We start from the raw sequence: 24,860 nt of genomic DNA, 5'->3' as shown, positions 1-24,860 counted from the left end.
GTTACTCGGACAACTGGAACCGTACCGCCGAGGAATAACGCCCGGCCACCGCCCGCCCGTTCGGATCGCGCGCCGGGTCGAAGCGGGCGCGGCGCATCAGCGCGCGGCAGGCGAGTTCATCAAATTCGCGCGAGCCGCTGCTGGCATCGACAACACATTCCTCCGCCCGGCCCGAGCGCGCGACGAGCAGCGTGTAGCGCATCACTCCGCCGTCCCAGCGATCGTCGGAAAAGCGACGGAAATCGCTGTTCCTTATCCAATTGCCGGGATTGAGCGGCGAGGGCGTGGTGTAACGCGCCACCGACCGCTCCTGTCGCTCGCCGGCGCGGCTGTCGGGTCGGCTGCGCGGCGCCGAAGCGGTCGCCTGATCGGCAGAAGGTGCCGAAGAGGTCCGCGGTTCGCGGGCGGCGGGCCGGGCGCTGGCCGAACGTTCCGCCGCGGCCGATGCGAATTGCGGGCGCCAGTCGCTGCCCAGTGCGTGGAAGCCCGGACGCCATTGATCGGCGCATTGGTCAAGCAGGCGGTATCCAGCAGAACTGGTCTGGAGCGATATGCGCGCAGTGCTCACCGGTCCGCGCCTGACTTCGAGCATGCGGGCCTGGCGAAAGGCGTTGATCAGCGACTGGTCCACCGAGACCGCGCCATAGCTTCCCGCGGCGATTTCGCGCGCGGCAAAAGCGTCGTCATCGAAAGCGAAAGTCACCGCTTCGCCGAAGCGGTTGCTGCCGCCTGCGGTTCGCACCGCGAGCGCTGCCTCGCCGCGAGCGCCGAGCGAGAAGACGACACCCGCGCCGTTGCCGGGAGCGAGCCGCAATTCGCAGCGCCTTTCTTCGGGTCGCTGGAAGATCGTCCAGCGCCCGAGGTCGACGAACACCTCTTCGCGCGGCTGTGCCGACAGGGGGGAAGGCAAGACCGCGATCGCCGCGCTTGCCGCCGCGACCAGCGCCAGCGCGCCCGAAGGCATGGCGCCGCGCAGACGGGACAGAATAGCCGGGGAAACGATCATCGGATTATCAACTTGGCTCGCATCGCCTCGGGTTCAACCCCTGAAAACACGGAAAAAAACGGCGCCGATCGCTCGGCGCCGAATTCTTCCCGTCCAGGGTAGACTGGTTGCATTGCGAAAAGCGCGCCTCAGTCGATCGGACGCACGCTCTTGCCATCCTCGCGGATCGTGATCCGCAAGGTCTCTCCCGACCGCCCGGGGAAATCGGTAAAGATCGCGTCGACCAGGTTGGGAACGAGCACCTGGAGGCGATTGGTGCGCGAAACCGCCTGCGCCTGGCCTTCAAACAGGCGTTCGCCAGTGGTGGTGTTGTCGATCTTCAGGTCGATGTCCGAGGTATAGACCGTGTAGCTGCGCACTTCGGGGCCCGCGAGGAACGGGTCGTAGAAGCCGAAAGCATAGGCGCGGCGATAGCCAAACCCGCCAAAGCGGCCCCAGGGATCGAAGAACGGATCGCGGCCATAGCCGGTGGTGCGCACGCGTTCGCGCCCATTATCGACACCGTAATCGAAGCGCACGAGCAGGTTGGCGGCTTCCGGGTTCTCGGTCTCGACATAGCCGAGCTCGGCCAGTTCGGCCGCGACATAATCGGAATAGAGCGAAAATTCGAGCCCGCCTGCAAGCGCCGGATCGTCGGCCACGACCGCGAAGGTCTGGCCCTGCGGCGCGGGAAGCGAGGTGGCGAAGCGCGAGACATCGGCCTTGAAACCAGGAGCGCAGGCGGCGAGGCCCGCTGCCATGCCGGCAGTCAGGACGAGGCGCGCGGCGCGACTCAGCGCTTTGTTTCGCGTGTTCATAACGTCAGTAATCATGGCACATCCTTCGATAATTCTCCAGCAACGCCCGGCGGACGCGCTGACATGTGATGAATCAGCGACGGCTTGCCTTACCCCGTTTTCAATACCGCCGCAGCGCGCCCTCCAAAGCGCAAATGCTGCTGATCGGCAGGTGACCTATGTTGTGCGACCTGTCACTGCTGGATAGCCTGTATGCCTCAGCCGCGCTGAACCGTGCTTTAACGGCGACCGAGGCGCTCGAATGCGTCGTAGGCGGATCCGTCGGCGGATGGGTCAGTGGCGAACCAGGCCCAGCGCGCGATAGGCGGCATCGAGCGTTGCCCCGCCGCTCTCGCGCGCTTGCGCCGCCCCGCGGGCGAGGATCGCGTCGAGCGCCTCGCTATCGTCCTTGAGCTCAGTGAAGCGGGCATTGATCGGGCGCAAGGTCTCGACCAGCACCTCTCCAAGCGCCGGCTTGAACGCGCCGAAGCCCTGTCCGCCATATTCGCCGAGCACTTCGGCGGTGCTCTTGCCGGTCAGCGCCGTGTAGATGCCTATGAGATTGATCGCCTCGGCGCGCCCGTTGAGCCCCTTTTCCTCGCTCGGGAGCGGTTCGGGATCGGTCCTGGCCTTTCTGATCTTCTTCATCACCGTATCGGGGTCATCGGAAAGACTAATCCGGCTCATTTCCGACGGGTCCGACTTGCTCATCTTGGCGCTGCCGTCGCGCAAGCTCATGATCCGCGCGGCGGTGGGCGGGATATAGGGTTCGGGCAGTGTGAAGAGCGGCGCGTCCTCGGCACAGAAATCGTTGTTGAACTTTTGCGCGATGTCGCGGGCAAGCTCGAGATGCTGCTTTTGGTCCTCGCCCACAGGCACATGGGTCGCCTGGTAGAGCAGCACGTCGGCGGCCTGGAGCACGGGGTAAGTGAACAGCGCGACCGACTGCCCTTCGCGGTTCTTGCCAGCCTTGTCCTTCCACTGGGTCATGCGGTTCAGCCACCCCATCCGCGCGGTGCCGTTCAACAGCCATTGCAGTTCGGCATGGGCGGGAACCTGCGCCTGGTTGAACAGGACGGTCTTGGCCGGGTCCACCCCGCAGGCGACCAGGGTCGCGACCATTTCGCGGGTGTTGCGCGTCAGTTCCGCCGGGTCGTGCGGCTGCGAGATCGCGTGAAGATCGGCAAGGAAGATGAAGCATTCGCCGCCCGCGGCCACGGCCTCGTCCTGAAGCTTCACGTAATTCACGATCGCGCCAAGATAGTTGCCGAGATGCGGCTTTCCTGTGGGCTGGATGCCCGAGACTACTCTCATGGGAATTCTCAATCTCTCGAAAAGATGATGGGCTGGCGAGGAGCGCCAGAACTTGCAATTTTCGGATTCAGGCCGAGACCAACCATCGCCAGGCCGCCCGCCCGCGCAGCACGAACCGTGCCGGGGCTGAACGTGTCGAGAGGGTCATTGCAGTCATCGCGGGCGATGCATAGCACAGCATTGCCCGGGGGCAAGCAACGCGCCGACTACTCGCTGCCAGGGGCGGCCTGCTTGCGGGTTAGTTGGACGATCCGCTGGCGGTCGATCGCGCCGATGGCAAAGGCGATGGTGAAATAAACGATGACGGCCGCTCCGACGAGGGCCAGCAAGGCCCCCAGCCGTTCGAACAGGCCAGCGGAGAACCATCCGGCGAGGTGGTCGCGGGTGTAGAACAGGGCAGCACCCATGGCTGCAGCGGCGATCGCCTGGCGCGTAATCCGCAGCAGCAGCACGCCCGGCACGCGGTAATGGCCGCGCAGGGCGAGCACGGTGAGCAGGAAGCCGACATTGATCCAGGCGCCGACCACGCTGGCAAAGGCGACCCCGACCACCCCGTAGCTATCGAGCACGAGAATGCAGGTGGTGATGAACACGGCAAGCGAGATGAAGGCCGCGACCACGGGGGTGCGGGTATCGGCGCGTGCGTAGAAATTGGGCACCAGCACCTTGACCAGCACGTAAGCGGGAAGGCCAAGCACGAGCGCTGCCAGCACGTCCCCGGTGGCGGCGGCATCGGCCATGTCGAAGCGCCCGCCCTGGAAGATCATGGTAACAAAGGCTTGTGCGCAGATCGCCAGGGCGACCGCGGCGGGAATGGTGAGCAGCATCGCCAGCTCGATCGCGTCGGACTGAATGCGGTCTGCGCCTTCCTTGTTGTCGCCGCCGACGAATTTCGAAAGCGTCGGCAGGATCGCGGTCGACAGCGCGATGCCGATTATGCCGAGCGGCAATTGGTTGAGGCGATCGGCATAGTTCATGAAACTGACCGCGCCGTCCTCGATCTGGTTGAGGAAATAGAGCTGCACCAGCGTGTTGATCTGGTAGGCGCCGCCGCCGATCGCCGCGGGAAGCGCGATGATCGCGAGCCGCTTCACCTCGGGAGTGATGCGCGGCCACATCAGTTTCGGGCGAAAGCCTTCGACCCGGCTCCAGTAATAGAGCCAGCCTAGCTGCATCACGCCTGCACCCGTCACCGCCCAGGCGATGCCATAGGCGATTTCCTCGATGCTCGCGCCGCTCGTCTCCGCAAACCATTCGCCAGCCAGAAGCGCCGCGATGAGAACGAGGTTCAGAATGATCGGAAAGCTGGCCCCGGGCGCAAAGCGCGAGACCGAATTGAGCATGCCGGTGAAGAGCGTCACCAGGCTGACGAGGATGATGTAGGGAAACATGATCCGCGCAAAATCGACCGCGAGCGGATAGGTCTGCGGATCGACCGGCTTTTCGCTCAGCAGCCAGATCACGCCGGGCATGGCGATCTCGAACACCGCCACCAGAGCGATCAGCACCGGCAGGAACACGCTGAGCACCGCGTTCGAGAAGCTGCGCGCTTCTTCGAGCCCCTTGTCGGGGTTATCATGCCCGTGCAGGCGCTTGGAGAACATCGGCACGAAGGCGGCCGAAAACGCGCCCTCGGCGAACAGCCGGCGGAAGACATTGGGGATGATGAAGGCCTGGAACCAGGCATCGGTCACGCCATTGGCACCGAGGACGCGCGAGAATATCATCTCGCGCGCCATCCCGGCCACCCGGCTCACCATGGTGAGCGAGCCGATCGTTCCGACATGTTTGAGCAGGCTCATCGCGTCAGGCCCGCCGGATCAAGCGCTCAGGCGTCGCCCGAGGGCGCCGGGGTGTCGTTGCCACCCGTTGCCGCTTCCTGTGCGCGGCGTGCCTGGAGCTGCTGGACATAAAGACCGTTGAAATCGATCGGATCGACCATGAGCGGCGGGAAACCAGCATCACGGACCGCGTCCGCGACGACGCGGCGGGCGAAGGGAAACAGGATACGCGGCGCTTCGGCGAAAAGGAAGGCATGCGCCTGTTCCTCGCCGATATTGCGAAGCCCGACGAGGCCACAATAGGACAGCTCGACGATATAGGCGGTGCCCTTTTCGCCGGTCGCGGTGATGTTGACCTTGAGTTCGACCTCGGTGACCTGCTCGCCCTTGGGATGCGCGCCGATATTGAACTGAACGTCGACCTTGGGCTGGTCGGCCCACTGGAAAACCTCGGGCGAATTGGGATTCTCGACCGACAGATCCTTCACATATTGCGTGATGATCCCGGCGGCAGGCTGGTTGTCCGCGCCATTGGCCCCGGCATTGGGGTCGGGGTTCTGGTTGTCGAGATCGGTGAGAATGTCGCCTTCGTCGGCCATGGTGCTCTTTGTCTTTCTGAATAGGGCGATGCGGGCGCGGCGTGCCAATCGTGCTTTGGCCTCGCCCAGCAAGGCTGGTGTTCAACCGCGCGCGCCTAGCAGCAGCGCCCCAGTCAGGCAACCGGAGCCGGAACCGCCTCGCCCCATTGGCAGGTGTCTCGTCTGGATCAAAGCCGTGCTATCGGACGTTGGCGAATTGAAATTGATGCCTATTTATGGGACCAATGGCGCATCATGGCTCACCGTGGCCTTCGCAACCCTGCCCGGGATCGCTTGTTTCCCGGCGCTGAGGGGGCCACAATGGACCAGCGCCCACCCCCGGGGTGCCACTGCAATACCAGGACTTTATCGTGATCTTAGAAATCGTCATCCTCGCCATGATCGCCGCCTTTCTGGGCCTGCGCCTCTATTCGGTGCTCGGCCGGCGGGCCGAACACGAGGAGGAATCGATTCCGCAGCGTTTCGATGCCGGCGACGATGCCGTGCCCGGCAAGGGCCAGGTCGCGCCCGGTGTCCAGGCGGCACAGCCCGCAGCCGCGCCCGCACCCGAACTCGAAGGGGTGATGCCCGCGGTCGAACGAGGGATCCGCGATATCGCCGCTGCCGATCGCAGCTTCGATCTCGCCGGGTTCATGAACGGCGCCAAGGGCGCTTACGAAATGGTGCTCGAAGCGTTCTGGGAAGGCGACAAGGACGCGCTTCGAGACTTGTGCGACGATGATGTATATGAAGGGTTCAGCGCCGCAATCGACGCGCGCAACGAGGCCGGCCACGTGCTCGACAACAAGCTTATCCGGATCGAGGAAGCGCGCATCCATTCCGCATCGCTCGACCGGCGCACCGCGCGCATCGCGGTGCTGTTCGTTGCCGATATTGCCGCGGTCACCCGCGACAAGGACGGCAATGTGATTGCCGGTTCGCTCGACGACGCTGTCGAGAGCCGCGATATCTGGACCTTCACCCGCAATATCTCCTCGAGCGATCCCAACTGGGTGCTCGACGAAACCGACGAAGGCTGATTTTCAAGGTGCAGCGCCGCGCGGCTGGCGACGTGATCTGGCTTGGCGGGCCGCGCAGCGCTCGCCGCCGATTGCGTTCTTTCGCGGCGCCGGGCCTGGGTCTTGCAGCGATGCTGCTGCTCGCGGCCTGCGTCCGGCTGGTGCCCGAATCCCGCGCGCCCACACCTGGGGTGAGTGTCCCCCCACCCATTGCCGCCACCAGCGCGGTCATGGCGGGTATCGCCGCCGGACCCGATGTAGGCGCGCTGCCGATCGCGCCCGAGGATGCCCGCGCCGCGCTTGCCAGCTTCATCGAATCCTGTCCGCGCTTGCTGCGCCGCGAAGATAAGAGCGGTCTCGCCTCTGCCGCCGATTGGCGCGGGGTCTGCGAGGCCGCGGCAAGCTGGCCGTCGGCCGATGCCTTGCGCTTCTTCCGCACTCGTTTCGAAACCGCGCGGGTCAGCGATGGGAGCGCCTTTGCGACCGGCTATTTCGAACCCGAGATCATGGGCAGCCGCACCCGCCGCCCCGGCATCGAGGTGCCAGTCTACGGGATGCCGGGCGACCTCGTGCGCGGCTGGCCGGCTGAAACGCCACCCGCCGAGCGCACCGGGCGCGCGCCGCTGGGTCGTTATGACGAGAACGGAAATCACGTTCCCTATTACGAGCGCGCCGAGATCGAAGACGGCGCTCTTGCGGGGAGGGCGCCGGTGATCGCCTGGGTTGCCGACCCGGTCGAGTTCTTCTTCCTGCAAATCCAGGGTTCGGGCCGCTTGCGCACGCCCGAGGGTGACGTCATCCGCATCGGCTATGCCGGCCAGAACGGGCGCGGGTATACCGGTATCGGCGGGGTGATGCGCGAACGCGGCCTGCTGGGCGATGGGCCGGGGCAATATCCCGGTTCGATGCAGGGCATCATGGCCTATATCCGCGAGAACCCGGCGGAAGGACGCGAACTGATGCGGATGAACAAGAGCTGGGTGTTCTTCCGCGAACTGACCGGCGACGGCCCGCTCGGAGCACTCGGGGTGCCAGTCCGCAGCCACGCCTCGGTCGCGGCCGACCCTGCCTTCGTCCCGCTCGGAGCGCCGGTCTGGCTCGATCTCGACCGCGACGAGGCCGACGGGCTGTGGATTGCGCAGGATACCGGCGGCGCGATCAAGGGCGCGAACCGCTTCGACACGTTCTGGGGCGCGGGCGCACAGGCGCGCCGGATCGCGGGCGGCATGAGCGCGCGCGGCACGGCCCTGGTGCTGCTGCCCAAGGGCACGCTTGATCGCCTCGACGCGGCGCGATGAGCGTCCCGCGCGGCCTCAGTGCCGAAGAGCAGGCGGCCTGGGCGAAACTGGCCCAGAGCGTGACCCCGATCGCAGGGCGCAAGCGGCCGCGCATGGCCGAACCCGAAGCCGAACCACCCAAGCCGCCCAAGCTGCAGCCGAGGCCCGCCGCCAAGCGCCCAACGGCTAGCCGAGCCGCTTCGCCCGCGCTCGCGCCCGCGACCGCAGCGCCGCCGCCGCGCCGCGTCGGATCATCGCAGCTCGACGGGCACTGGAACCGCAAGCTGAAATCCGGCCAGGTCGCGCCCGATTACACGCTCGACCTGCACGGCCACACGCTCGACGGCGCCTATGAGCGGGTGATGAGCGGACTCGACCAGGCGCGCGCAATGGAGGCGCGAGTGGTGCTGGTGATCGCCGGGCGCGAACGGCCCGTTGACCCCGCCGATCGCGGGCACAGGCGCGGTGCGATCCGCGCAAAATTGCTCGATTGGCTCGCGGCGAGCCGCCATGCCGACGCGATTGCCGCAATCCGCCGCGCCCATGTCAGGCACGGCGGCGAGGGCGCGCTGTACCTGATCCTGTCGCGGAGCGGCTAGCCGCTGCGATCAGGCCATCAGCCACAGGCCCATCAACCGTTCGGGATGGAACGAGATCAGGCCGGGCAGGACGAGCGCGAACAGGTACATGCCGGTGATATGCATGCGGTGGCCCGCGATATTGCCGGTCCGCGCGGTCCGGATCACCTGCACCGCCCCCAGCAATGTGTATGGCACGAAGATGTGGATCCAGCTGAAATCGGTGCCGCCGCGCACGAAGGTGATCGCGATCGCGCTGGTGACCATCAGGGCGACCCACAGCTTGCCGAGCCGCTTGTGCCGCCCGGTGCCCTTGGTGCTCAGCAACAGATAGGCTCCGAGCGGCACGCAGGGCAGCACCGTCGCCACGTGAATGACGATCGCGAGGTTGCGATAATGGGCAAGGTCGGGCGCCAGGCCGGTGAGCCATTTGAACAGCGCGATTCCCGCCGCCAGCGTCACTAGCGAGCCGCCGAGCCCGATCACGCCCCGTGTCACAGGGCCGTTGTCGAATTGCGGCCTCGCATTTTCGCGGGCGGCGAAAGGCATGGTTATCGTTGTCATCGTCTGGCTCCGTTTGTGGTCGCGTCCCTTTGATGACAACGAGTGAGGCCAGAGCAATCGCGATTACGGCAAAGGCGCGAGGCTTGCGTGAAACCGGGACATCTGCGGGTATTGCCACTTTACGAAGCGCGAACGGGCGCTAGTCTTTCAGGCCATGTCCGATCCAGCGTCCCACCACCGAGCGGTCAGGATCCGCGGCCTGCTGATCGACCTGTCGGTTATGGTGGCGATCGGGCTGGGGCTCGCTTTGCTTGGCCCCTTCGGTAGCTATGCCGAGAGTTTCCCGCGCCGGCTGGTCTATTGGATGACTTTGAGCATTGCGGGTTATTTCTGCTATTTTCCCATTGCAGGCCTGGTGGTGCGCAAGGCGCGCGAAATCCAGTTCCCCACTCCGCTCGCATGGGTTTTCGCGGTGCTGATCGCGACCGTACCGATGACGGCGATCGTGTGGAGCGTGGCACACGTTCTTGGCGGTGTGCCGGTCCCCGATTTCCCCGTGGCGGCAGAGATGTACGGCCATGTTCTCATTATCGGCGCGATGGTGACGGTGGTTTTTCATCTACTCGAAGGGCGCTTTTCGCTGGCATCGCCGGCGATGGAGAACGCGCGGGAGCCGAACGCGGACCAACCCACGGCGACCACGCGCACGGCACCTTTCCTCGACCGGCTTCCGGCGGAACTGGGCACTGATCTGATCGCGCTCGAGATGGAAGATCACTATGTCCGCGCTCACACCGCTCTTGGCACCGATCTGGTGCTGATGCGGATGCGCGATGCAGTGGCCGAACTGTCCGGTGTCGAGGGGCGGCAGGTCCATCGCAGCTGGTGGGTCGCGCGCGGTGCGGTCGAGGATATCCGGCGCGAGGGGCGCAATATCCGGCTGGTGCTGGCAGGAGGGCTCGAAGCGCCGGTGGCGCGTACGCAGGTTTCCGAGCTCAAGGCGGCCGGGTGGATCTGAACGCGATCCTGACGCTCGCGGTCGCGCTGGGCTTCGCGGCGATCCAGCTGTCGATCGGGCGGTTTCATATGCTCGAACACCGCCCGCGCAATATCTGGCTATCGCTCGGCGGGGGAATTGCGGTCGCTTATGTGTTCCTCCATATCCTGCCCGAGCTCAGCCACCACCAGCGCGCCTTCGTCGAGAACATCGGCACCGCATTCATTGGCCACGAACTGTTCGTCTTCGCGCTGGCGCTCACCGGATTGCTCGCCTTCTACCTGCTCGACCGCTGGGCGATCGAGCATGCCGCGAAGGCCGAGGGCGGCGATGAGCATGCCGCCGAGCGCCGGATCGCTCAGATCCACACCGCGAGTTTCACCGCCTACAGCGCGATGATCGGCTACCTGCTCGCGCGCGGCGAGCCGGGGACTGGCTGGGCGCTCGCGACCTTCGCCGCGGCGATCGCGGTGCATATCCTCGTCACGGGCCACGCGGTTCGTCGCGCCGCGCCCGAGCGGTTCGACAGCCGGGGCCGGTGGCTGCTGGCCTCGGGCATGATCGGCGGATGGATTGCAGGCCAGTTCGTGGCCGCGCCCGACCTCATTATCGGCGGGTTTTTCGCAATCCTCGGAGGAGGGGTCATCCTCAACACCTTGCGCGAGGAATTGCCCGAAGAGCGCGAGAGCAAGCCGGTGCCCTTCATCCTCGGCGCGGTGGCCTATTCGGCGCTGATCGTCGCCGAGACGATGATTGCGCAGCACTGACACGCGACCTGCCCACGCAAAAGCCCCCGACCGCGCAGGGGCGTGACCGGGGGCAATTGCGACCCTGGCCCTGATGTCATCCGATCAGGGCGAGGGAATGCTGCGTCACTTGTATCTGGCGTAGGCGAGGTCGAACCGGTCGGCGTCCATCACCTTGGTCCACGCGGCGACGAAATCGCGCACGAACTTTTCCTCGTTGCCGCTTTCGGCATAGACCTCGGCCTGAGCGCGCAGCTGCGAGTTGGAACCGAAGACGAGATCGGTGCGAGTGGCGCGGAATTTTTCGTCGCCGCTCTTGCGATCGCGCCCGACATATTCCTCGTCGCCGCTCTCATCGACCACTTCCCACTTGGTGCCCATGTCGAGCAGGTTGCGGAAGAAGTCGGGCGTGAGCTGGCCGACGCGGTCAGTCAGCACGCCGATCCGGTCGCCGTGATCGGCATGGCGGCTAACCGCACCCAGCGCCCGCATCCCGCCGACCAGCACGGTCATTTCGGGGATCGACAGGCCGAGCAGATGCGCCCGGTCAATCAGCATGTCCTCGGTCTTCACGTTGGCCTTGGTCCTGAGATAGTTGCGGAAACCGTCGGCGAACGGTTCGAGCGGCTCGAAGCTTTCGGCATCGGTGTGCTCCTCGCCCGCATCGCCGCGACCGGTGGTGACATTGACGCTGATATCGAACCCAGCATCCTCGGCCGCCTTCTCGACCGCTGCCGCGCCCGCCAGCACGATGGCATCGGCCATCGAGAGCGAGCCGCGCAGATCGTCGAGCCTGGAAAGCACCTTGCCCAGCTCGTCGGGATCGTTGACCGCCCAGTCCTTTTGCGGGGAAAGCCGGACGCGCGCGCCATTCGCTCCGCCGCGATGATCGCTGCGACGATAGGTCGAGGCCGAGGCCCAGGCCGCCTTCACCAGCTCGCTGACGCCGAGCCCGCTATCGAGCACCGCCTGCTTGAAGGACGACACGTCGCTGTCGGAAGGCTTGGCGCCGGCGGGAACCGGGTCCTGCCAGATCAGGTCTTCGCCCGGAACCTCGGGACCCATGTAACGGACCTTGGGGCCCATGTCGCGGTGGCACAGCTTGAACCATGCGCGCGCGAACGCATCGTCGAGCGCGGCCTGGTCGTCCCGGAAACGCTCGGAAATCTTGCGATATTCCGGGTCGCGTTTGAGCGCCATGTCGGCGGTGGTCATCATGGTCGGGACTTTCTTCGAAGGATCGCGCGCATCGGGCGCCATGTCCTCGGGGTCGGGATCGATCGGCTGCCACTGGTTCGCGCCGGCGGGCGACTGGACCAGCTCGTATTCGTATTTGAACAGCAGCCGGAAATAGTCATTGCCCCATTCGGTCGGGTTCGGGGTCCACGCGCCCTCGATGCCCGAGGTCGTGATGTGGCCCTTGCCTATCTCTTCCTCGTCGTTGAGCCAGCCAAAGCCCATCAGTTCGAGCGCCTCGCTTTCGGGCGCGCCGCCGAACGTGTCGGATGGCTTGGCCCCGTGCGCCTTGCCGAAAGCATGACCGCCAGCGGTCAGGGCGACGGTTTCCTCATCGTTCATCGCCATCCTTGAAAAGGTCTCGCGCATGTCGCGCGCCATGCCTTCTGCGTCGTGCGGATTGCCGCCGGGTCCTTCGGGATTGACGTAGATGAGGCCCATCTGGATTGCTGCCAGCGGGTTTTCGAGCGCCTTGCCCTCGTCGGGAATGATGCGCGTCTCGACGCCTTCATCGACCCATTTCTCCTCGCTGCCCCAATAGACCAGCTCGGGTTCGAACACGTCGGCGCGGCCGCCGCCAAAGCCGAAGACCGGGCCGCCCATCGATTCGATCGCGACATTGCCGGTGAGGATAAACAGGTCGGCCCAGCTGATGCCTTTCCCGTATTTCTGCTTGATCGGCCAGAGCAGGCGGCGCGCCTTGTCGAGATTGCCGTTGTCTGGCCAGGAGTTGAGCGGGGCAAAGCGCTGCTGGCCGGACGATGCGCCGCCGCGCCCGTCGCCGGTGCGATAGGTGCCCGCCGCGTGCCACGCCATGCGGATGAAGAAGGGACCGTAATGGCCATAATCGGCAGGCCACCAGTCTTGGCTATCGGTCATGAGCGCGGCCAGGTCGGCCTTGAGAGCATCGTAATCGATGGCATTGAAAGCCGCCGGGTAATCGAAGTCCTCGCCATAGGGATTGGCCGAACGCCCGTCCTCGGTCAGGATCTCGAGCGCGCTCGCCTCGGGCCACCAATCCTTATTGGTTCGGCCCAGCAGCGTGCGCGCCGCGCCATTGCCGCTGAACGGGCAGCCGCTCATCTCGCCTGTCTTGGCATCCATGGTCTTCTCCTCCTGACTGACGGCGGACTCGAGGGATGGCCCGCACGGATGAGAGAAGAATGCGCCGTTTCCTTTAATCAGTCCAATCGATTAATGCGCGATTATTGATTGATTGAAGCGATCAGCGAAGGCCCGCCGGATTGGCTTTTCCGACAGCCCCTTGCGGCAAGTCACGCGGCCTGCGCGATCTCGCCTGCCGGTTCGTTGCGGATCAAGTAATCGAACGCGCCAAGCCCTGCCTTTGCGCCTTCGCCCATGGCGATGACGATCTGCTTGTCGGGAACGATGGTCGCATCGCCCGCGGCAAAGATGCCGGGTTTGTTCGTCGCGCCGTGCTCGTCAGTGATGATCTCGCCGAACCTGGACAGTTCGAGGCCGCTTTCGGCGAGCCATTCGGTATTGGGCACGAGCCCGATCTGCACGAAAACGCCTTCGAGATCGATGCGCCGTTCCTCGCCGCTTTCGCGATCCTTGAGGACGAGGCCGTTCACCCGCTTGCCGTCTCCGGTGACCTCGGTGGTCTGGCCGTTGGTGACGATGTCGACATTGGCAAGGCTCTTGAGCTTGCGTTGGAGCACCTCGTCGGCGCGCAGCTTGCTGTCATATTCGATCAGCGTGACGTGGCCGACAATCTTGGCAAGGTCGATCGCCGCCTCGACGCCCGAATTGCCGCCGCCGATCACCGCGATACGCTTGCCCTTGAACAGCGGTCCGTCGCAATGCGGGCAGTAGGCCACGCCCTTGTTGCGGTATTCGGCTTCGCCGAGAACGCCGAGATTGCGCCAGCGCGCCCCGGTCGCAATGACGAGGCTGCGCGATTTCAGCACCGCGCCGTTGGCAAAGGCGATTTCGTGCAGTCCGCCGGCCTCGCTCGCGGGGCGAAGCTCGGTCGCGCGCGCCAGGTCGATAAGGTCAATCTGGTTGTCGAGCACCTGGCTCTTGAGATTGTCGGACAGCTTGGGTCCCTCGGTATAGGCGGTGCCGGGCAGGTTCTCGATCCCGAGCGTGTCCTGCAATTGCCCGCCGAACCGTTCGGCCGCGATGCCGGTTCGAAAGCCCTTGCGCGCGGTATAGACGCCCGCTGCAGCGCCCGCCGGGCCACCGCCGATGATAAGCACTTCGAACGGATCCTTTGCCGACAGCTTTTCGGCCGCCTTCGCATCGGCGCCGCTGTCGAGCTTGGCGAGGATCTCGCCCAGTTCCATCTTGCCGTTAAAGAAGGGCTCGCCGTTAAGGAAGGTCGCCGGAACCGCGAGCACGCCGCGCTCCTCGACTTCCGTCTGGAAGGCACCGCCTTCGATCAACGTCGCCTGAATGCGCGGGTTCTCGAGTGCCATCAGGGTCAGCGCCTGCACCACGTCGGGGCAGTTGTGGCACGAGAGTGAGAAGAACATCTCGAACTCGAGATCGTCTTCGAGGCCGCGGACCTGTTCGATCAGGTCGGCATCGACCTTGGGCGGGTGGCCACCGGCCCACAGCAAGGCGAGCACCAGCGAGGTGAATTCGTGCCCCATGGGCAGCCCTGCAAAGCGCACCCACCTGTCCGCATCCGACGCGCGGCGAATGGTAAAGCTGGGCTTGCGATCATCGGTGCCGTCGAAGGACGCGCTGACATCGTCGTGAAGCGCGGCGATCTCCGTCAGCAATTCGCGCGTTTGCGCGCTCTTCTCGCTGTCATCAAGCGAGGCGACAAGCTCCACGTCCTCGCGCAGATTGGCAAGGTATTGCTTGAGCTGTGCTGTCATGTTCGCATCGAGCATCGGCCGTCTCCGCAAGGCTGGCGATATTGGGAAAATCGAACCCCTCCCATCGTTCCCGCAAGGGTCGGACCGGGAACCTCCTGCGGGGGGGTGCAGGGGCTCCCGGCCCTCCCTGATCCCGGGCCATTGCTGGCCCAGGCGGGGTTCGAAACGCGGCGGGGGGGGGAGGGGGAGAGTGCCGCGTTCCTGTAAGGATCGTTTAGATCTTGCCGACGAGGTCGAGCGAGGGCGCGAGCGTGTCGCTGCCTTCTTCCCAAGCTGCCGGGCAGACCTGGCCCGGATTGTCGCGGACATATTGCGCAGCCTTGATCTTGCGGGTCAGTTCGTTGGCATTGCGGCCGACGCCTTCGCAGGTGATTTCCATGATCTGGATCACGCCGTCGGGATCGACGACGAAGGTTGCGCGGTCCGCAAGGCCGCTGTCTTCACGCAGCACGCCGAAATTGTTGGCAAGCGCGTGCATCTGGTCGCCGAGGAACGGGAACTTGAGCTTGCCGATCTTGTCGGAAGTGTCGTGCCAGGCCTTGTGGCTGAAATGGGTGTCGGTCGAAACGCCGAACACCTCGACGCCCATCTGCTGAAGCATTTCATACTTCTCGCCCATGTCCTCGAGCTCGGTCGGGCACACGAAGGTGAAGTCAGCCGGGTAGAAGAAGAACACCGCCCACTTGCCGGCGATGTCCTCATTGGTGACTTCGTAGAAGTCTTCGCCGGCCTTGAAGGCGGTCGCCTTGAACGGTTTGATGGTCGATCCGATGATACCCATGGGTGCTTGTCCTTGTGTCTGGTTGAGGGTGAAACTGTCAGTGCCGCATATGGGCATTGCCGCGCCGCACAAAAGCAGTTTCTGCCGATTGTCGAGATCGGAAATTTCAATAAGTGGAAACGATCAGGGCGCAGCCGGTTCCCAATGATGCGTTCAGGCGGGGCGTGCGCTCGGTGTCCGGTGGAGCGCCGCGATCGTCACCCGCACTGTGCGCGGTGCATCAGTTTCGCATCGGCCAGAACCAGCGCCATCATCGCTTCGACCACTGGAGTGCCGCGTATGCCGACGCACGGATCGTGGCGACCCTTGGTCACGACCTCGGTCGCCTCGCCGTCGGAATTGATCGACTTGACCGGGGTCAGGATCGAGCTGGTCGGCTTGAACGCCACCCGGCACACCACCGGCTGCCCTGTCGAGATGCCGCCCGCCGTGCCGCCCGCGTGATTGCTGGCAAAGACCGGCTTGCCGTCATCGCCCGGGCGCATCTCGTCGGCGTTTTGCTCGCCCGTCAGCCGGGCGGCGGCAAAACCATCGCCGATCTCGATGCCCTTGGCGGCGTTGATGCTCATCATCGCGCTCGCAAGCTCGCTGTCGAGCTTGGCATAGACCGGCGCGCCCCAGCCCGCGGGCACGCCTTCGGCCACGCATTCGACCACGGCGCCGAGCGAGGAGCCTGACTTGCGCGCGGCCTCGACCTTTTCCTCCCAGCGCCTCGCTGCCCAGCTGTCGGGGCAAAAGAAGGGATTGCGCGCGATTTCCTCGCGGTTGATCGCGTCCCGCTCGATCCCGTCGCCTCCCAGCTCGCAGACATAGGAGATAAGGCTGACCTCGGGGATGATCAGCCGCGCCACGGCGCCTGCCGCCACTCGCGCGGCGGTCTCGCGCGCGCTCGACCTGCCGCCGCCGCGATAGTCGCGAATACCGTATTTGGCGTCATAGGCGTAATCGGCATGGCCGGGGCGATAGCTCTTGGCGATCTGCGAATAATCCTTCGATCGCTGGTCGGTATTGGCGATCATCAGGTGGATCGGAGTGCCGGTGGTGACCTGCTGGCCTTTGCCGTCCTCGAACACGCCCGAAAGGATCTGCACCTGGTCGGCCTCGCGCCGCTGGGTGGTGAACTTGCTCTGCCCGGGCTTGCGCGCATCGAGGAAGGGCTGGATGTCCTGTTCGCGCAGTCGCAGCCCCGGGGGGCAACCATCGATCACCACGCCTAGGCCCGGCCCGTGGCTTTCGCCCCAGGTCGTGAAGCGCAGCATTCGTCCGAAGGTGTTGAAGCTCATGGCTCCTGCTTAGCGCCCGCGCGCGCGGTGTCGAGCCGGTCTGAACGCGGTGAAGCAATTTCCTGCCCCGGCACGCGGCGATGCGGTGCGCATCCATGACGAACTGCGCTTGGCGAGCGTATCCAATCGAGCCCGCTGGGGTGCTTTATCCGCTGCTGGCGATAAGACCGCGCACGGGGCTGGCTTTCGAAACCCGCTTGAGGCAGGAACAAACCATGATTGCAAAGCTATCGGGCCGCCTCGATGAAACGGGCGAAGACTGGGCGATCGTCGATGTCGCGGGCGTCGGCTATCTGGTCCATTGCTCGGCGCGCACTCTGAGTGCGCTGGGCGCAATCGGCGAGGCGTGCAGCGTCCACACCGATTTGCAGGTGAGCGAGAACGACATGCGCCTGCTCGGATTTGCCACCAGCGCCGAGCGTGACTGGTTCCGGATGCTGACACAGGTGCAGGGCGTGGGAAGCAAGGTCGCGCTGGCGATCCTGTCCGCGCTGTCGACCGGCGAATTGCGCGATGCCTGCGCGGCCGGCGATGCAGCAAGCGTGGCGCGCGCCAACGGCGTGGGGCCGAAGCTTGCAGGCCGGATCGTCAACGAGCTGGCCGAAAAGGCAGGTGCGCTTCCCGGCGGCGGAACGACCAGCGCGGGGATCGCGGCGGTGAGCGCGTCGGGATCGGCTAGCGCGGACGCGGTCTCGGCGCTCGAAAATCTCGGGTTCAAGCCCGCTGTCGCCGCGCAAGCGGTGGCGCGCGCGCAATCCGAACTGGGCGAGGATGCGGGCGAGGGCGACCTGATCCGCGTGGCATTGAAAAAGGCGGCAGGGTGATGAGCGTGATGAACAAACCGATATTCGCCGCCTTTCTTGCAATGCTCTTGGCAAGTCCCGCCAATGCGCAGGCCGACCTCTCGGCGTTCGAGACCGGCCCGGTTTTTGACGATTTCGGACCGCATGCGCCAGTCGAGATGACCCGCCCGCTCGCGCAGTTCGAACGCTTCGCCATCGCTTTCGATGTCGCTCGCAAGGCAGAGGACGGCACGCGCAATCGCGGCTTCGAAAGCGCAGCACGGTTCCTCAACATGCATGTCGGGGCAGGGGTGCTCGAAGACCGGATCGAGCTCGCGGTCGTCGTCCACGGCTCGGCGGTGCACGATCTTGTCGCGCGCGAAGGCAATGGCTCGGCTGAAATGGTGCGTGCCATGATCGATGCCGGCGTGCGCTTCATCGTCTGCGGCCAGAGCGCTGCGGCCCATGGCGTGACCAATGACGCGCTGATCGAGGGAGTGGAAATGGATCTGTCCGCGATGACGGCCCATGCGCTGTTGCAGCAACAGGGCTATACGTTGAACCCGTTTTGACCGATCCCGTCCCCCTCCATTCGCCCGATCGCCAGGCCGACGATCCCGATGCCGCGCTGCGTCCGAAATCGCTCGGCGAATTCATCGGTCAGGAATCGGCGCGCGCAAATCTGCGGGTTTTCATCGAGGCGGCGCGGTCGCGCGGCGAGGCGATGGACCACACGCTCTTCCATGGTCCTCCGGGCCTCGGCAAGACCACGCTCGCGCAGATTGTCGCGGCCGAGCTCGGCGTGGGCTTTCGCGCCACTTCCGGCCCGGTGATCGCCAAGGCGGGCGACCTTGCCGCGCTGCTCACCAATCTCGAACCGCATGACGTTCTCTTCATCGACGAGATCCACCGATTGAACCCGGTGGTCGAGGAAGTGCTCTATCCCGCAATGGAGGACCGCGCGCTCGACATCATGATTGGCGAGGGGCCTTCGGCGCGCAGCGTGCGGATCGATCTTCCGCCGTTCACGCTGGTTGGCGCGACCACACGGCAAGGGCTGCTCACCACGCCCCTACGTGACCGGTTCGGCATCCCTGTGCGATTGCAGTTCTACGGCCATGACGAGCTCGACCAGGTGGTGAAGCGCGGGGCGCGGCTGCTCGGGCTCGACATCGATGCCGAGGGCGCGCGCGAGATCGCGCGGCGCTCGCGCGGGACGCCTCGCGTGGCCGGGCGCTTGCTGCGAAGGGTGCGCGATTTCGCCCATGTCGCGGGCGGCGAAAAGGTCACCCGCTCTGTCGCTGACGACGCGCTGACTAGGCTAGAAATCGACCGGCTCGGCCTCGACGCGATGGACCGGCGCTACCTCACGATGATCGCGCAGACCTACAAGGGCGGGCCGGTCGGCGTCGCCGCGCTTGCAGCCGGGCTCGCCGAGCAGCGCGACACGGTCGAGGAAGTGATCGAGCCCTATCTCATCCAGCTCGGCCTGCTCGCCCGGACCGAGCGCGGACGGGTGCTCAACGATGCCGGGTGGGAACATCTCGGCCTCGACCGTCCGGTCCCGCGCGGCGGTGGCCAGCGCACCATGTTCGACGAAAACGGATAACGCGAACCGGTTATTCGGTGTCAAAACGGGACAAGGCCCCTGAAAGACCACGGATTCGTCGGGTTTGGAGCCGTTAGCCGGCGCGTTTCATGGTTAACCGCATTGCCGTAGGGGAAGGACTGATCGCATGAAGGGTCTGGAATTGGTGAAGTTGCGGGTGGGCCGCATCAAGCCAGGCCAGGCAACAAGGTTCGGTACTCATGTCGATCAAGATGGTAACAGCCAAACTCGCGGCCACCGCCGCCGGCATCGCTCTTCTCCAGGGCGGTGCGGTGCGCGTAGCGGAGCCGATGAACACGGACGAGCCGCGCTTCACGACCGATGCCGATGGCAAGCTGGTCGAGACCGCGCCGCAGGCGGTCCCGGTGTCCGAGCCGCGTTACGTGAAGACCGAGCGCATCCGCGAGGTGCCGCCGCTTCCCGAGCCTGAGCCGCGCCGTCGCCGCATCGTCGAGCGCACGCTCGAGTGCCAGCCTCTTCCCGGTTACGGCGCCGGCGCGCCGGGCCAGGGCGCCTACGGAACCGTCGCCGGCAACGCACCGCTGCCCGCCGGTGCGACCAGCGCCTATATCGACAATGCCGAGTGCCCGCCGATCGCGCAGGTCGCCTATGCGCCGGCTCCGCTTCCCCCGCTCCCGCCGATCCGCGGCGGTGGCGGCTTTGGTGGCGGTCCGGTCGTCGTTGGCGGCAGCGGCGGCTTTGGCGGAGGATTCGGTGGCGGGTTCTTCGGCGGATTCTTCGGCGGCGGCGGGTCGTCGTCTGGCGATGTCTCGGTGGTCAGCACCACCACGACCGGCGGCGAGCCTGGCGGTTCGTCGGGTGACATCAATGTCGATATCGACATCGACAATTCGACCACTTCGGGCACCGTGACTTCGACCACCGGTGGAGTGACCTCGACCTCGTCCACAGGCTCGATCACCTCTTCGACCGGCGAGGTCTCGACTTCGTCGACCACCGGGGCCGTGTCGTCGAGCACCGGGGCGATCAGCAGCACCAGTTCGACCACTTCGGGCAATGTCTCGAGTTCGACCGGCGCGGTTTCGTCGAGCACGGGCGCTGTGTCCTCGAGCACGGGTGCTGTTTCTTCGAGCACCGGCGCGGTGTCCTCGAGCACGGGTGCAGTCTCGAGCTCGTCTGGCAATGTCTCGAGTTCCTCGGGCAATGTTTCGAGTTCGTCGGGCAATGTGTCGAGCAGCTCGGGCAATGTCTCCAGTTCATCGTCCAGCTCGTCTTCGAGTTCGTCGAGTTCGTCCTCGTCGAGTTCGTCCTCTTCGAGCGGCGGCATGAGCTCGGGTGGCAGCGGCTCGTCAGGTTCGAGCAGCGGCTCGTCCTCTTCGAGCGGATCGTCGAGCGGTTCGAGCTCGGGTGGCAGCTCCTCGGGTTCGAGCAGCAGTTCCTCCTCTTCGAGCAGCTCTTCGAGCGGTTCGAGCTCGGGCGGTTCGAGCGGCCATCCCGGCTCCACCAGCAGCGGCTCGTCGGGGTCCTCTAGCTCGTCATCGTCCTCCTCGTCCTCGTCTTCCTCGTCTTCGGGCGGCAGCACTTCGGGTGACATGACCAGCTCTACCAGCTCGTCCTCGTCGTCGTCTTCCTCGTCGTCCTCTTCGTCTTCGGGCAGCTCGTCATCGGGGTCGTCCTCGGGCAGCAGCTCGTCTTCATCGTCGAGCTCGGGTTCGAGTTCGGGCGGCAGCACGTCGAGCTTCGGAGGCACCACGAGCTCCTCTTCGAGCAGTTCCTCATCGTCTTCGTCGTCCTCGTCCTCGAGCGGCGGCACCGAAGTTCCCGCACCGCCGATGATGATCCTGTTCGGCCTCGCAGCCGCCGCGATCCTCGGCCGCCGGAAGTTCGGGGACGCCAAGGCCGACGCCTGAAATTCTCTGGAAAATTAATGCAGAATGGGCGGCTCCCGCGATGGGATGCCGCCCTTTTTGTATCCGGCAAGTTGGCCGAGACTAATCCTGCAATACGGGCGCGCGCACCCAGGGCACCTCATCGGTCGTCATGGTCCCTTCGAGCTCCCAGACATTGGTGTAGCCATAGCCAAAAAGGTTGACGAAAGTCGGGATGTTGAGCGCAAGCGGCGCTCGCTTCAGCCGCACCGGGAAGGCGTCTTCGGTAAAATTGTTGTTGCAGTAAATGAATATCGGCCGATCTCGGTCGGGCCCTATCACCGCCAGCAGCTTGTCCTGGGTGAAGTCCGAGAAGGGTAGGTTGACCGCGCCTTCGACATGGCCTGCGGCAAAAGCCTCGGCAGAGCGCGTGTCGAGGATCAGCGCATCGTCACTCCGAGCTCGGGCGAAGAATTCCTCGCGAGCAAGCAACCGGGTGTCGCGGATCTCGGCGAGTTCAACGACCAGGGCCTGAAAACCGGCATAATCGACCGATGATGGCGGCAGCCTGTCCTCGGCCCTTGCGGCACTCGACGCGGCGAGCGCTGCAAGCAGCGGCAAAATGAACATCGAATATCGCATCATGGCCTCCCTTTCTCCGGGAAGCATTGTCAGTCTCGAACCGTGACCCGGCGGTTAACGCGCCGAGACCGGGTAGCCTGCCTGTCGCCAGGCCTTGATTCCGCCTGCAAGGTGCATGGCCGGCTTGGCAAGGTGGAGCGCGAGCGCGCTGCCCGCGATCCCCGAACGCCTTCCCGAGCGGCAATAGAGCACGATCCGGCGGCCATCCGAATAATCGAGTGCAGCAGGATCGAACCGGTCGAGTGGAATGTGCTCGGCGCCTTCGATCATGCCCTCGGCCACTTCTTCGGCGGTCCTGACGTCGATCAGCCGCAAGTCCTCGCGGTCCATCATCGCGCGCAATTCCTCGGGCGAGACCTCTGTGACGACGCCTTGCAATCCGGCCACGTCGTCGCCCGGCTGTGCGCGCGCGACCTCGAAAGGCACGAGGCTGCCGCCGCGTTCGCTCTCACTGCCGCCCGGCGCGCAGGCTGCAAGCGCTGCGGCGGGAAGCAGAAGAGCGTAAACGCGGCGCACGGCGTTGATCAGGCCGCGAGCTTGCGCAGCACGTAATGGAGAATGCCGCCATTGCGGTAATACTCCATCTCGTTCGCGGTATCGATCCGGCACTGGGCGGTGAAGGTCTTTTTCGTGCCATCCTCGTGCGTGACCTCGATTTCGACGTCCTGGCCCGGGGTAAGCCCGGCGAGACCCTTGATCGAGAAGGTGTCGTTAGCGCCAAGACCAAGCGTCTTGCGGGTGTCGCCGTCCTTGAACTGCAAGGGCAGCACGCCCATTCCGACGAGGTTCGAGCGGTGGATACGTTCGAAGCTTTCGACGATCACTGCCCGCACTCCGAGCAGGATCGTGCCCTTGGCCGCCCAATCGCGGCTGGAGCCGGTGCCGTATTCCTTGCCGCCCACGACGATCAGCGGCGTGCCGTCGGCCTGGTGCTTCATCGCGGCATCATAGATCGGCATCTCTTCGCCATTATAGGTGGTCACGCCGCCTTCGACGCCGGGGACCATCTCGTTGCGGATGCGGATATTGGCGAAGGTGCCGCGCATCATCACTTCGTGATTGCCGCGGCGCGAGCCGTAGGAGTTGAAATCCTTCTTCGCGACCTGGTTGGACTTGAGATAACTGCCGGCGGGCGAGTCTTCCTTGATCGCACCGGCGGGCGAGATGTGGTCGGTGGTGACCGAATCGCCGAGGATCGCGAGCGGCTTGGCGTTCTCGATGTCGGTGATCGGCGCGGGCGTCATGTCCATGCCTTCGAAATAGGGCGGATTGGCGACATAGGTCGAACCCGCGCGCCACTGATAGGTGTCCGACGGTTCGACCGTGATCGCCTGCCAGTGTTCGTCGCCGTCATAGACATTGGCGTAGCGCGTCTCGAACATCGAGCGGTCGATATTGGCTGCGCGGTGTTCGGCGATCTCGGCATTGGTCGGCCAAAGATCGGCGAGCATAACGTCATTGCCGTTCTGGTCCTGCCCGATCGGCGTGGTGGTGATGTCCTCGGTCACTGTGCCCTTGAGCGCATAGGCCACGACCAGCGGGGGCGAGGCGAGGAAATTGGCGCGCACGTCTGGCGAGACGCGGCCCTCGAAATTGCGGTTGCCCGACAGCACGCTCGCGGCCACGATATCCTCGTTGTTGATCGCCGCGGAAATCGGCGGGGCGAGCGGCCCGGAATTGCCGATACAGGTGGTGCAGCCATAACCGACCAGGTCGAATCCGATGGCGTCGAGATCGTCCTGGAGGCCCGATTTCACGAGGTAATCGGTAACCACCTGACTGCCCGGTGCGAGGCTGGTCTTGACCCAGGGCTTGGGTTTCAGGCCCAGCTCGTTCGCCTTCTTGGCCACCAGGCCGGCAGCGATCAGCACGTCGGGGTTCGAGGTGTTGGTGCAGCTGGTGATCGCCGCGATCACGACATCGCCATCGCCGATATCGTGGTCCACGCCTTCGACAGCGGTGCGGTGCGGCTCGTCCTTGCCGTAAACGGTCTTGAGATCGGTGTTGAACAGCTCGTCGACCTGCGGGAGCGTGACGCGGTCCTGCGGGCGCTTGGGTCCGGCAAGGCTGGGCACGACCGACGATACGTCGAGTTCGAGCGTGTTGGTGAAGACCGGCTCGTGGGCCGGATCGAACCACATGCCCTGTTCCTTTGAATAGGCTTCGACCAAAGCGATCTCGTCTTCGCTGCGACCGGTAAGCCGCAAATAGTCGATGGTCTTGTCGTCGATGCCGAAGAAGCCGCAGGTCGCGCCATATTCCGGAGCCATATTGGCGATGGTCGCGCGGTCGGCAAGGGTGAGATTGGCAACGCCTTCGCCGTAGAATTCGACAAAGCGGCCCACCACGCCCACCTCGCGCAGCATCTGCACGCAGGTCAGCACGAGGTCGGTCGCGGTGACGCCTTCGGCCATCTTGCCGGTCAGCTTGAAGCCGACGACTTCGGGGATCAGCATCGAGATGGGCTGGCCAAGCATGGCCGCTTCGGCCTCGATCCCGCCGACGCCCCAGCCCAGCACGCCGAGGCCATTGATCATGGTGGTGTGGCTGTCGGTGCCGACGCAGGTGTCGGGATAGGCCACCATCTCGCCGTCTGGTCCTTCGCTTGCCCACACGCCCTTGGCGATGTGTTCGAGATTGACCTGATGGCAGATTCCGGTGCCCGGAGGCACTGCGGAGAAGTTTTTGAAGCTCTTCGATCCCCATTTGAGGAAATCGTAGCGTTCGGCATTGCGCTCATATTCGAGCGCCATGTTGGCTTCCATCGCCTTGGGGTGGCCGAATTCATCGACCATGACCGAGTGATCGATCACGAGGTTCACGGGGACCTGCGGATTGATCTTGGCGGTGTCGCCGCCGAGCTGCTTGATCGCATCGCGCATCGCCGCGAGATCGACCACGCACGGCACGCCGGTGAAATCCTGGAGAAGCACGCGCGCCGGGCGATACTGGATCTCGTTGCCGGTCTTGGGATCGTTCTGCCAGTCGACGAGCGCCTGCGCGTGCTCTTGTCCGACGGTGAAGCCCTCGTCTTCGAAGCGCAGCATGTTTTCGAGCAGCACCTTGAGCGAAATCGGCAGCCTCGACACGTCACCCAGCTTCTCAGCCGCCTTGGAAAGCGAGTAATAGGCGTATGTCTTGCCCGAGACTTCGAGGGTCGAGCGGGTGCCGAGCGTATCCTTGCCGGTTGCGGTCATGCAGATGGGTTCCTTCGTGTTCTGGCGGCGCGGGGGAGAGGCGTCGCGCGCGCGTGCGGGTAAACTTGCTGCGGCA

Annotated in this window: 22 protein-coding genes; 8 read left to right on the top strand and 14 right to left on the bottom strand. The window is 64.9% G+C overall.

From position 1 onward, the window contains the following. Position 1: 1 nt before the first annotated feature. From ACKTSM_RS13125 to secB, 5 genes are all read right to left on the bottom strand, one after another. A complete protein-coding gene (locus ACKTSM_RS13125) occupies positions 2–1,006 on the bottom strand; it encodes a TonB family protein (RefSeq protein ID WP_407875091.1) in 1,005 nt (334 codons plus the stop codon). A gap of 128 nt (positions 1,007–1,134) precedes the next feature. After that, positions 1,135–1,818 (bottom strand): DUF4136 domain-containing protein, encoded by a 684-nt coding sequence (locus ACKTSM_RS13120; protein WP_407875090.1) that lies wholly within the window; start codon positions 1,816–1,818, stop codon positions 1,135–1,137. A gap of 258 nt (positions 1,819–2,076) precedes the next feature. Continuing rightward, a complete protein-coding gene (trpS, locus tag ACKTSM_RS13115) occupies positions 2,077–3,096 on the bottom strand; it encodes a tryptophan--tRNA ligase (protein WP_407875089.1) in 1,020 nt (339 codons plus the stop codon). A 206-nt stretch (positions 3,097–3,302) separates the two neighbouring features. Continuing rightward, positions 3,303–4,898 (bottom strand): murein biosynthesis integral membrane protein MurJ, encoded by a 1,596-nt coding sequence (gene murJ, locus ACKTSM_RS13110; protein ID WP_407875088.1) that lies wholly within the window; start codon positions 4,896–4,898, stop codon positions 3,303–3,305. 26 nt (positions 4,899–4,924) lie between these two features. Then, positions 4,925–5,476 (bottom strand): protein-export chaperone SecB, encoded by a 552-nt coding sequence (gene secB, locus ACKTSM_RS13105; RefSeq protein WP_407875087.1) that lies wholly within the window; start codon positions 5,474–5,476, stop codon positions 4,925–4,927. Between the two features lie 350 nt (positions 5,477–5,826). On the opposite strand from secB, the gene ACKTSM_RS13100 reads away from it, so the two are divergent. From ACKTSM_RS13100 to ACKTSM_RS13090, 3 genes are all read left to right on the top strand, one after another. Continuing rightward, on the top strand, positions 5,827–6,495 hold the full coding sequence (locus ACKTSM_RS13100; RefSeq protein ID WP_407875086.1) for a Tim44/TimA family putative adaptor protein: 669 nt from the start codon (positions 5,827–5,829) through the stop codon (positions 6,493–6,495). 110 nt (positions 6,496–6,605) lie between these two features. Continuing rightward, positions 6,606–7,772 (top strand): murein transglycosylase A, encoded by a 1,167-nt coding sequence (locus ACKTSM_RS13095; protein ID WP_407875085.1) that lies wholly within the window; start codon positions 6,606–6,608, stop codon positions 7,770–7,772. Then, complete coding sequence (locus ACKTSM_RS13090; RefSeq protein WP_407875084.1) at positions 7,769–8,350, top strand: Smr/MutS family protein; 582 nt, start codon at positions 7,769–7,771, stop codon at positions 8,348–8,350. The genes ACKTSM_RS13095 and ACKTSM_RS13090 overlap by 4 nt, the downstream gene beginning before the upstream one ends. 9 nt (positions 8,351–8,359) lie before the next feature. On the opposite strand, the gene ACKTSM_RS13085 is transcribed toward ACKTSM_RS13090, so the two are convergent. Further along, positions 8,360–8,893 carry a DUF2306 domain-containing protein gene (locus ACKTSM_RS13085; RefSeq protein WP_407875083.1) on the bottom strand — a complete coding sequence of 178 codons (534 nt, stop codon included), beginning with the start codon at positions 8,891–8,893 and terminating at the stop codon, positions 8,360–8,362. A 154-nt stretch (positions 8,894–9,047) separates the two neighbouring features. On the opposite strand from ACKTSM_RS13085, the gene ACKTSM_RS13080 reads away from it, so the two are divergent. Both ACKTSM_RS13080 and ACKTSM_RS13075 read left to right on the top strand, forming a co-directional pair. Beyond that, the gene (locus ACKTSM_RS13080; protein WP_407875082.1) at positions 9,048–9,851 is read left to right on the top strand and encodes a LytTR family DNA-binding domain-containing protein; all 804 of its coding nucleotides are present in this window, start codon (positions 9,048–9,050) and stop codon (positions 9,849–9,851) included. Further along, positions 9,842–10,597: a hypothetical protein gene (locus ACKTSM_RS13075; RefSeq protein WP_407875081.1), complete on the top strand. Its 756-nt coding sequence runs from the start codon at positions 9,842–9,844 to the stop codon at positions 10,595–10,597. Before ACKTSM_RS13080 ends, ACKTSM_RS13075 begins: the two co-directional genes overlap by 10 nt. A 105-nt stretch (positions 10,598–10,702) precedes the next feature. Here ACKTSM_RS13075 and katG read toward each other — a convergent pair whose 3' ends face one another. The 4 genes from katG to aroC form a co-directional block, all read right to left on the bottom strand. Next, a complete protein-coding gene (gene katG / locus ACKTSM_RS13070; protein ID WP_407875080.1) occupies positions 10,703–12,916 on the bottom strand; it encodes a catalase/peroxidase HPI in 2,214 nt (737 codons plus the stop codon). A gap of 170 nt (positions 12,917–13,086) precedes the next feature. Continuing rightward, a complete protein-coding gene (gene ahpF, locus ACKTSM_RS13065; protein WP_407875079.1) occupies positions 13,087–14,676 on the bottom strand; it encodes an alkyl hydroperoxide reductase subunit F in 1,590 nt (529 codons plus the stop codon). Between the two features lie 199 nt (positions 14,677–14,875). After that, entirely contained in the window at positions 14,876–15,442 is a 567-nt protein-coding gene (ahpC, locus tag ACKTSM_RS13060) for an alkyl hydroperoxide reductase subunit C (protein WP_407875078.1), read from the bottom strand. Between the two features lie 197 nt (positions 15,443–15,639). After that, on the bottom strand, positions 15,640–16,725 hold the full coding sequence (aroC, locus tag ACKTSM_RS13055; RefSeq protein WP_407875077.1) for a chorismate synthase: 1,086 nt from the start codon (positions 16,723–16,725) through the stop codon (positions 15,640–15,642). Between the two features lie 215 nt (positions 16,726–16,940). Here aroC and ruvA point away from each other — a divergent pair, with 215 nt between their 5' ends. Genes ruvA through ruvB form a run of 3 tightly spaced genes read left to right on the top strand, consistent with a single transcriptional unit; the run spans position 16,941 to position 19,116 of the window. Continuing rightward, entirely contained in the window at positions 16,941–17,549 is a 609-nt protein-coding gene (gene ruvA / locus ACKTSM_RS13050) for a Holliday junction branch migration protein RuvA (protein WP_407875076.1), read from the top strand. Next, the gene (locus ACKTSM_RS13045) at positions 17,549–18,079 is read left to right on the top strand and encodes a DsrE family protein (protein ID WP_407875075.1); all 531 of its coding nucleotides are present in this window, start codon (positions 17,549–17,551) and stop codon (positions 18,077–18,079) included. The genes ruvA and ACKTSM_RS13045 overlap by 1 nt, the downstream gene beginning before the upstream one ends. Beyond that, on the top strand, positions 18,076–19,116 hold the full coding sequence (gene ruvB / locus ACKTSM_RS13040; RefSeq protein ID WP_407875074.1) for a Holliday junction branch migration DNA helicase RuvB: 1,041 nt from the start codon (positions 18,076–18,078) through the stop codon (positions 19,114–19,116). Before ACKTSM_RS13045 ends, ruvB begins: the two co-directional genes overlap by 4 nt. Positions 19,117–19,723: 607 nt before the next feature. Here ruvB and ACKTSM_RS13035 read toward each other — a convergent pair. The 4 genes from ACKTSM_RS13035 to acnA form a co-directional block, all read right to left on the bottom strand. Next, entirely contained in the window at positions 19,724–20,890 is a 1,167-nt protein-coding gene (locus ACKTSM_RS13035; protein ID WP_407875073.1) for a hypothetical protein, read from the bottom strand. A 178-nt stretch (positions 20,891–21,068) separates the two neighbouring features. Further along, on the bottom strand, positions 21,069–21,590 hold the full coding sequence (locus ACKTSM_RS13030; protein WP_407875072.1) for a rhodanese-like domain-containing protein: 522 nt from the start codon (positions 21,588–21,590) through the stop codon (positions 21,069–21,071). Positions 21,591–21,641: 51 nt separating this feature from the next. After that, positions 21,642–22,103 carry a rhodanese-like domain-containing protein gene (locus ACKTSM_RS13025; protein WP_407875071.1) on the bottom strand — a complete coding sequence of 154 codons (462 nt, stop codon included), beginning with the start codon at positions 22,101–22,103 and terminating at the stop codon, positions 21,642–21,644. Between the two features lie 8 nt (positions 22,104–22,111). Next, on the bottom strand, positions 22,112–24,784 hold the full coding sequence (gene acnA, locus ACKTSM_RS13020; protein ID WP_407875070.1) for an aconitate hydratase AcnA: 2,673 nt from the start codon (positions 24,782–24,784) through the stop codon (positions 22,112–22,114). Positions 24,785–24,860 lie beyond the last annotated feature (76 nt).

It is taken from the genome of Qipengyuania nanhaisediminis (assembly GCF_045862805.1).
GTDB classification, from domain to species: domain Bacteria; phylum Pseudomonadota; class Alphaproteobacteria; order Sphingomonadales; family Sphingomonadaceae; genus Erythrobacter; species Erythrobacter nanhaisediminis_A.
This window is presented reverse-complemented; position numbering and strand designations above follow the sequence as displayed.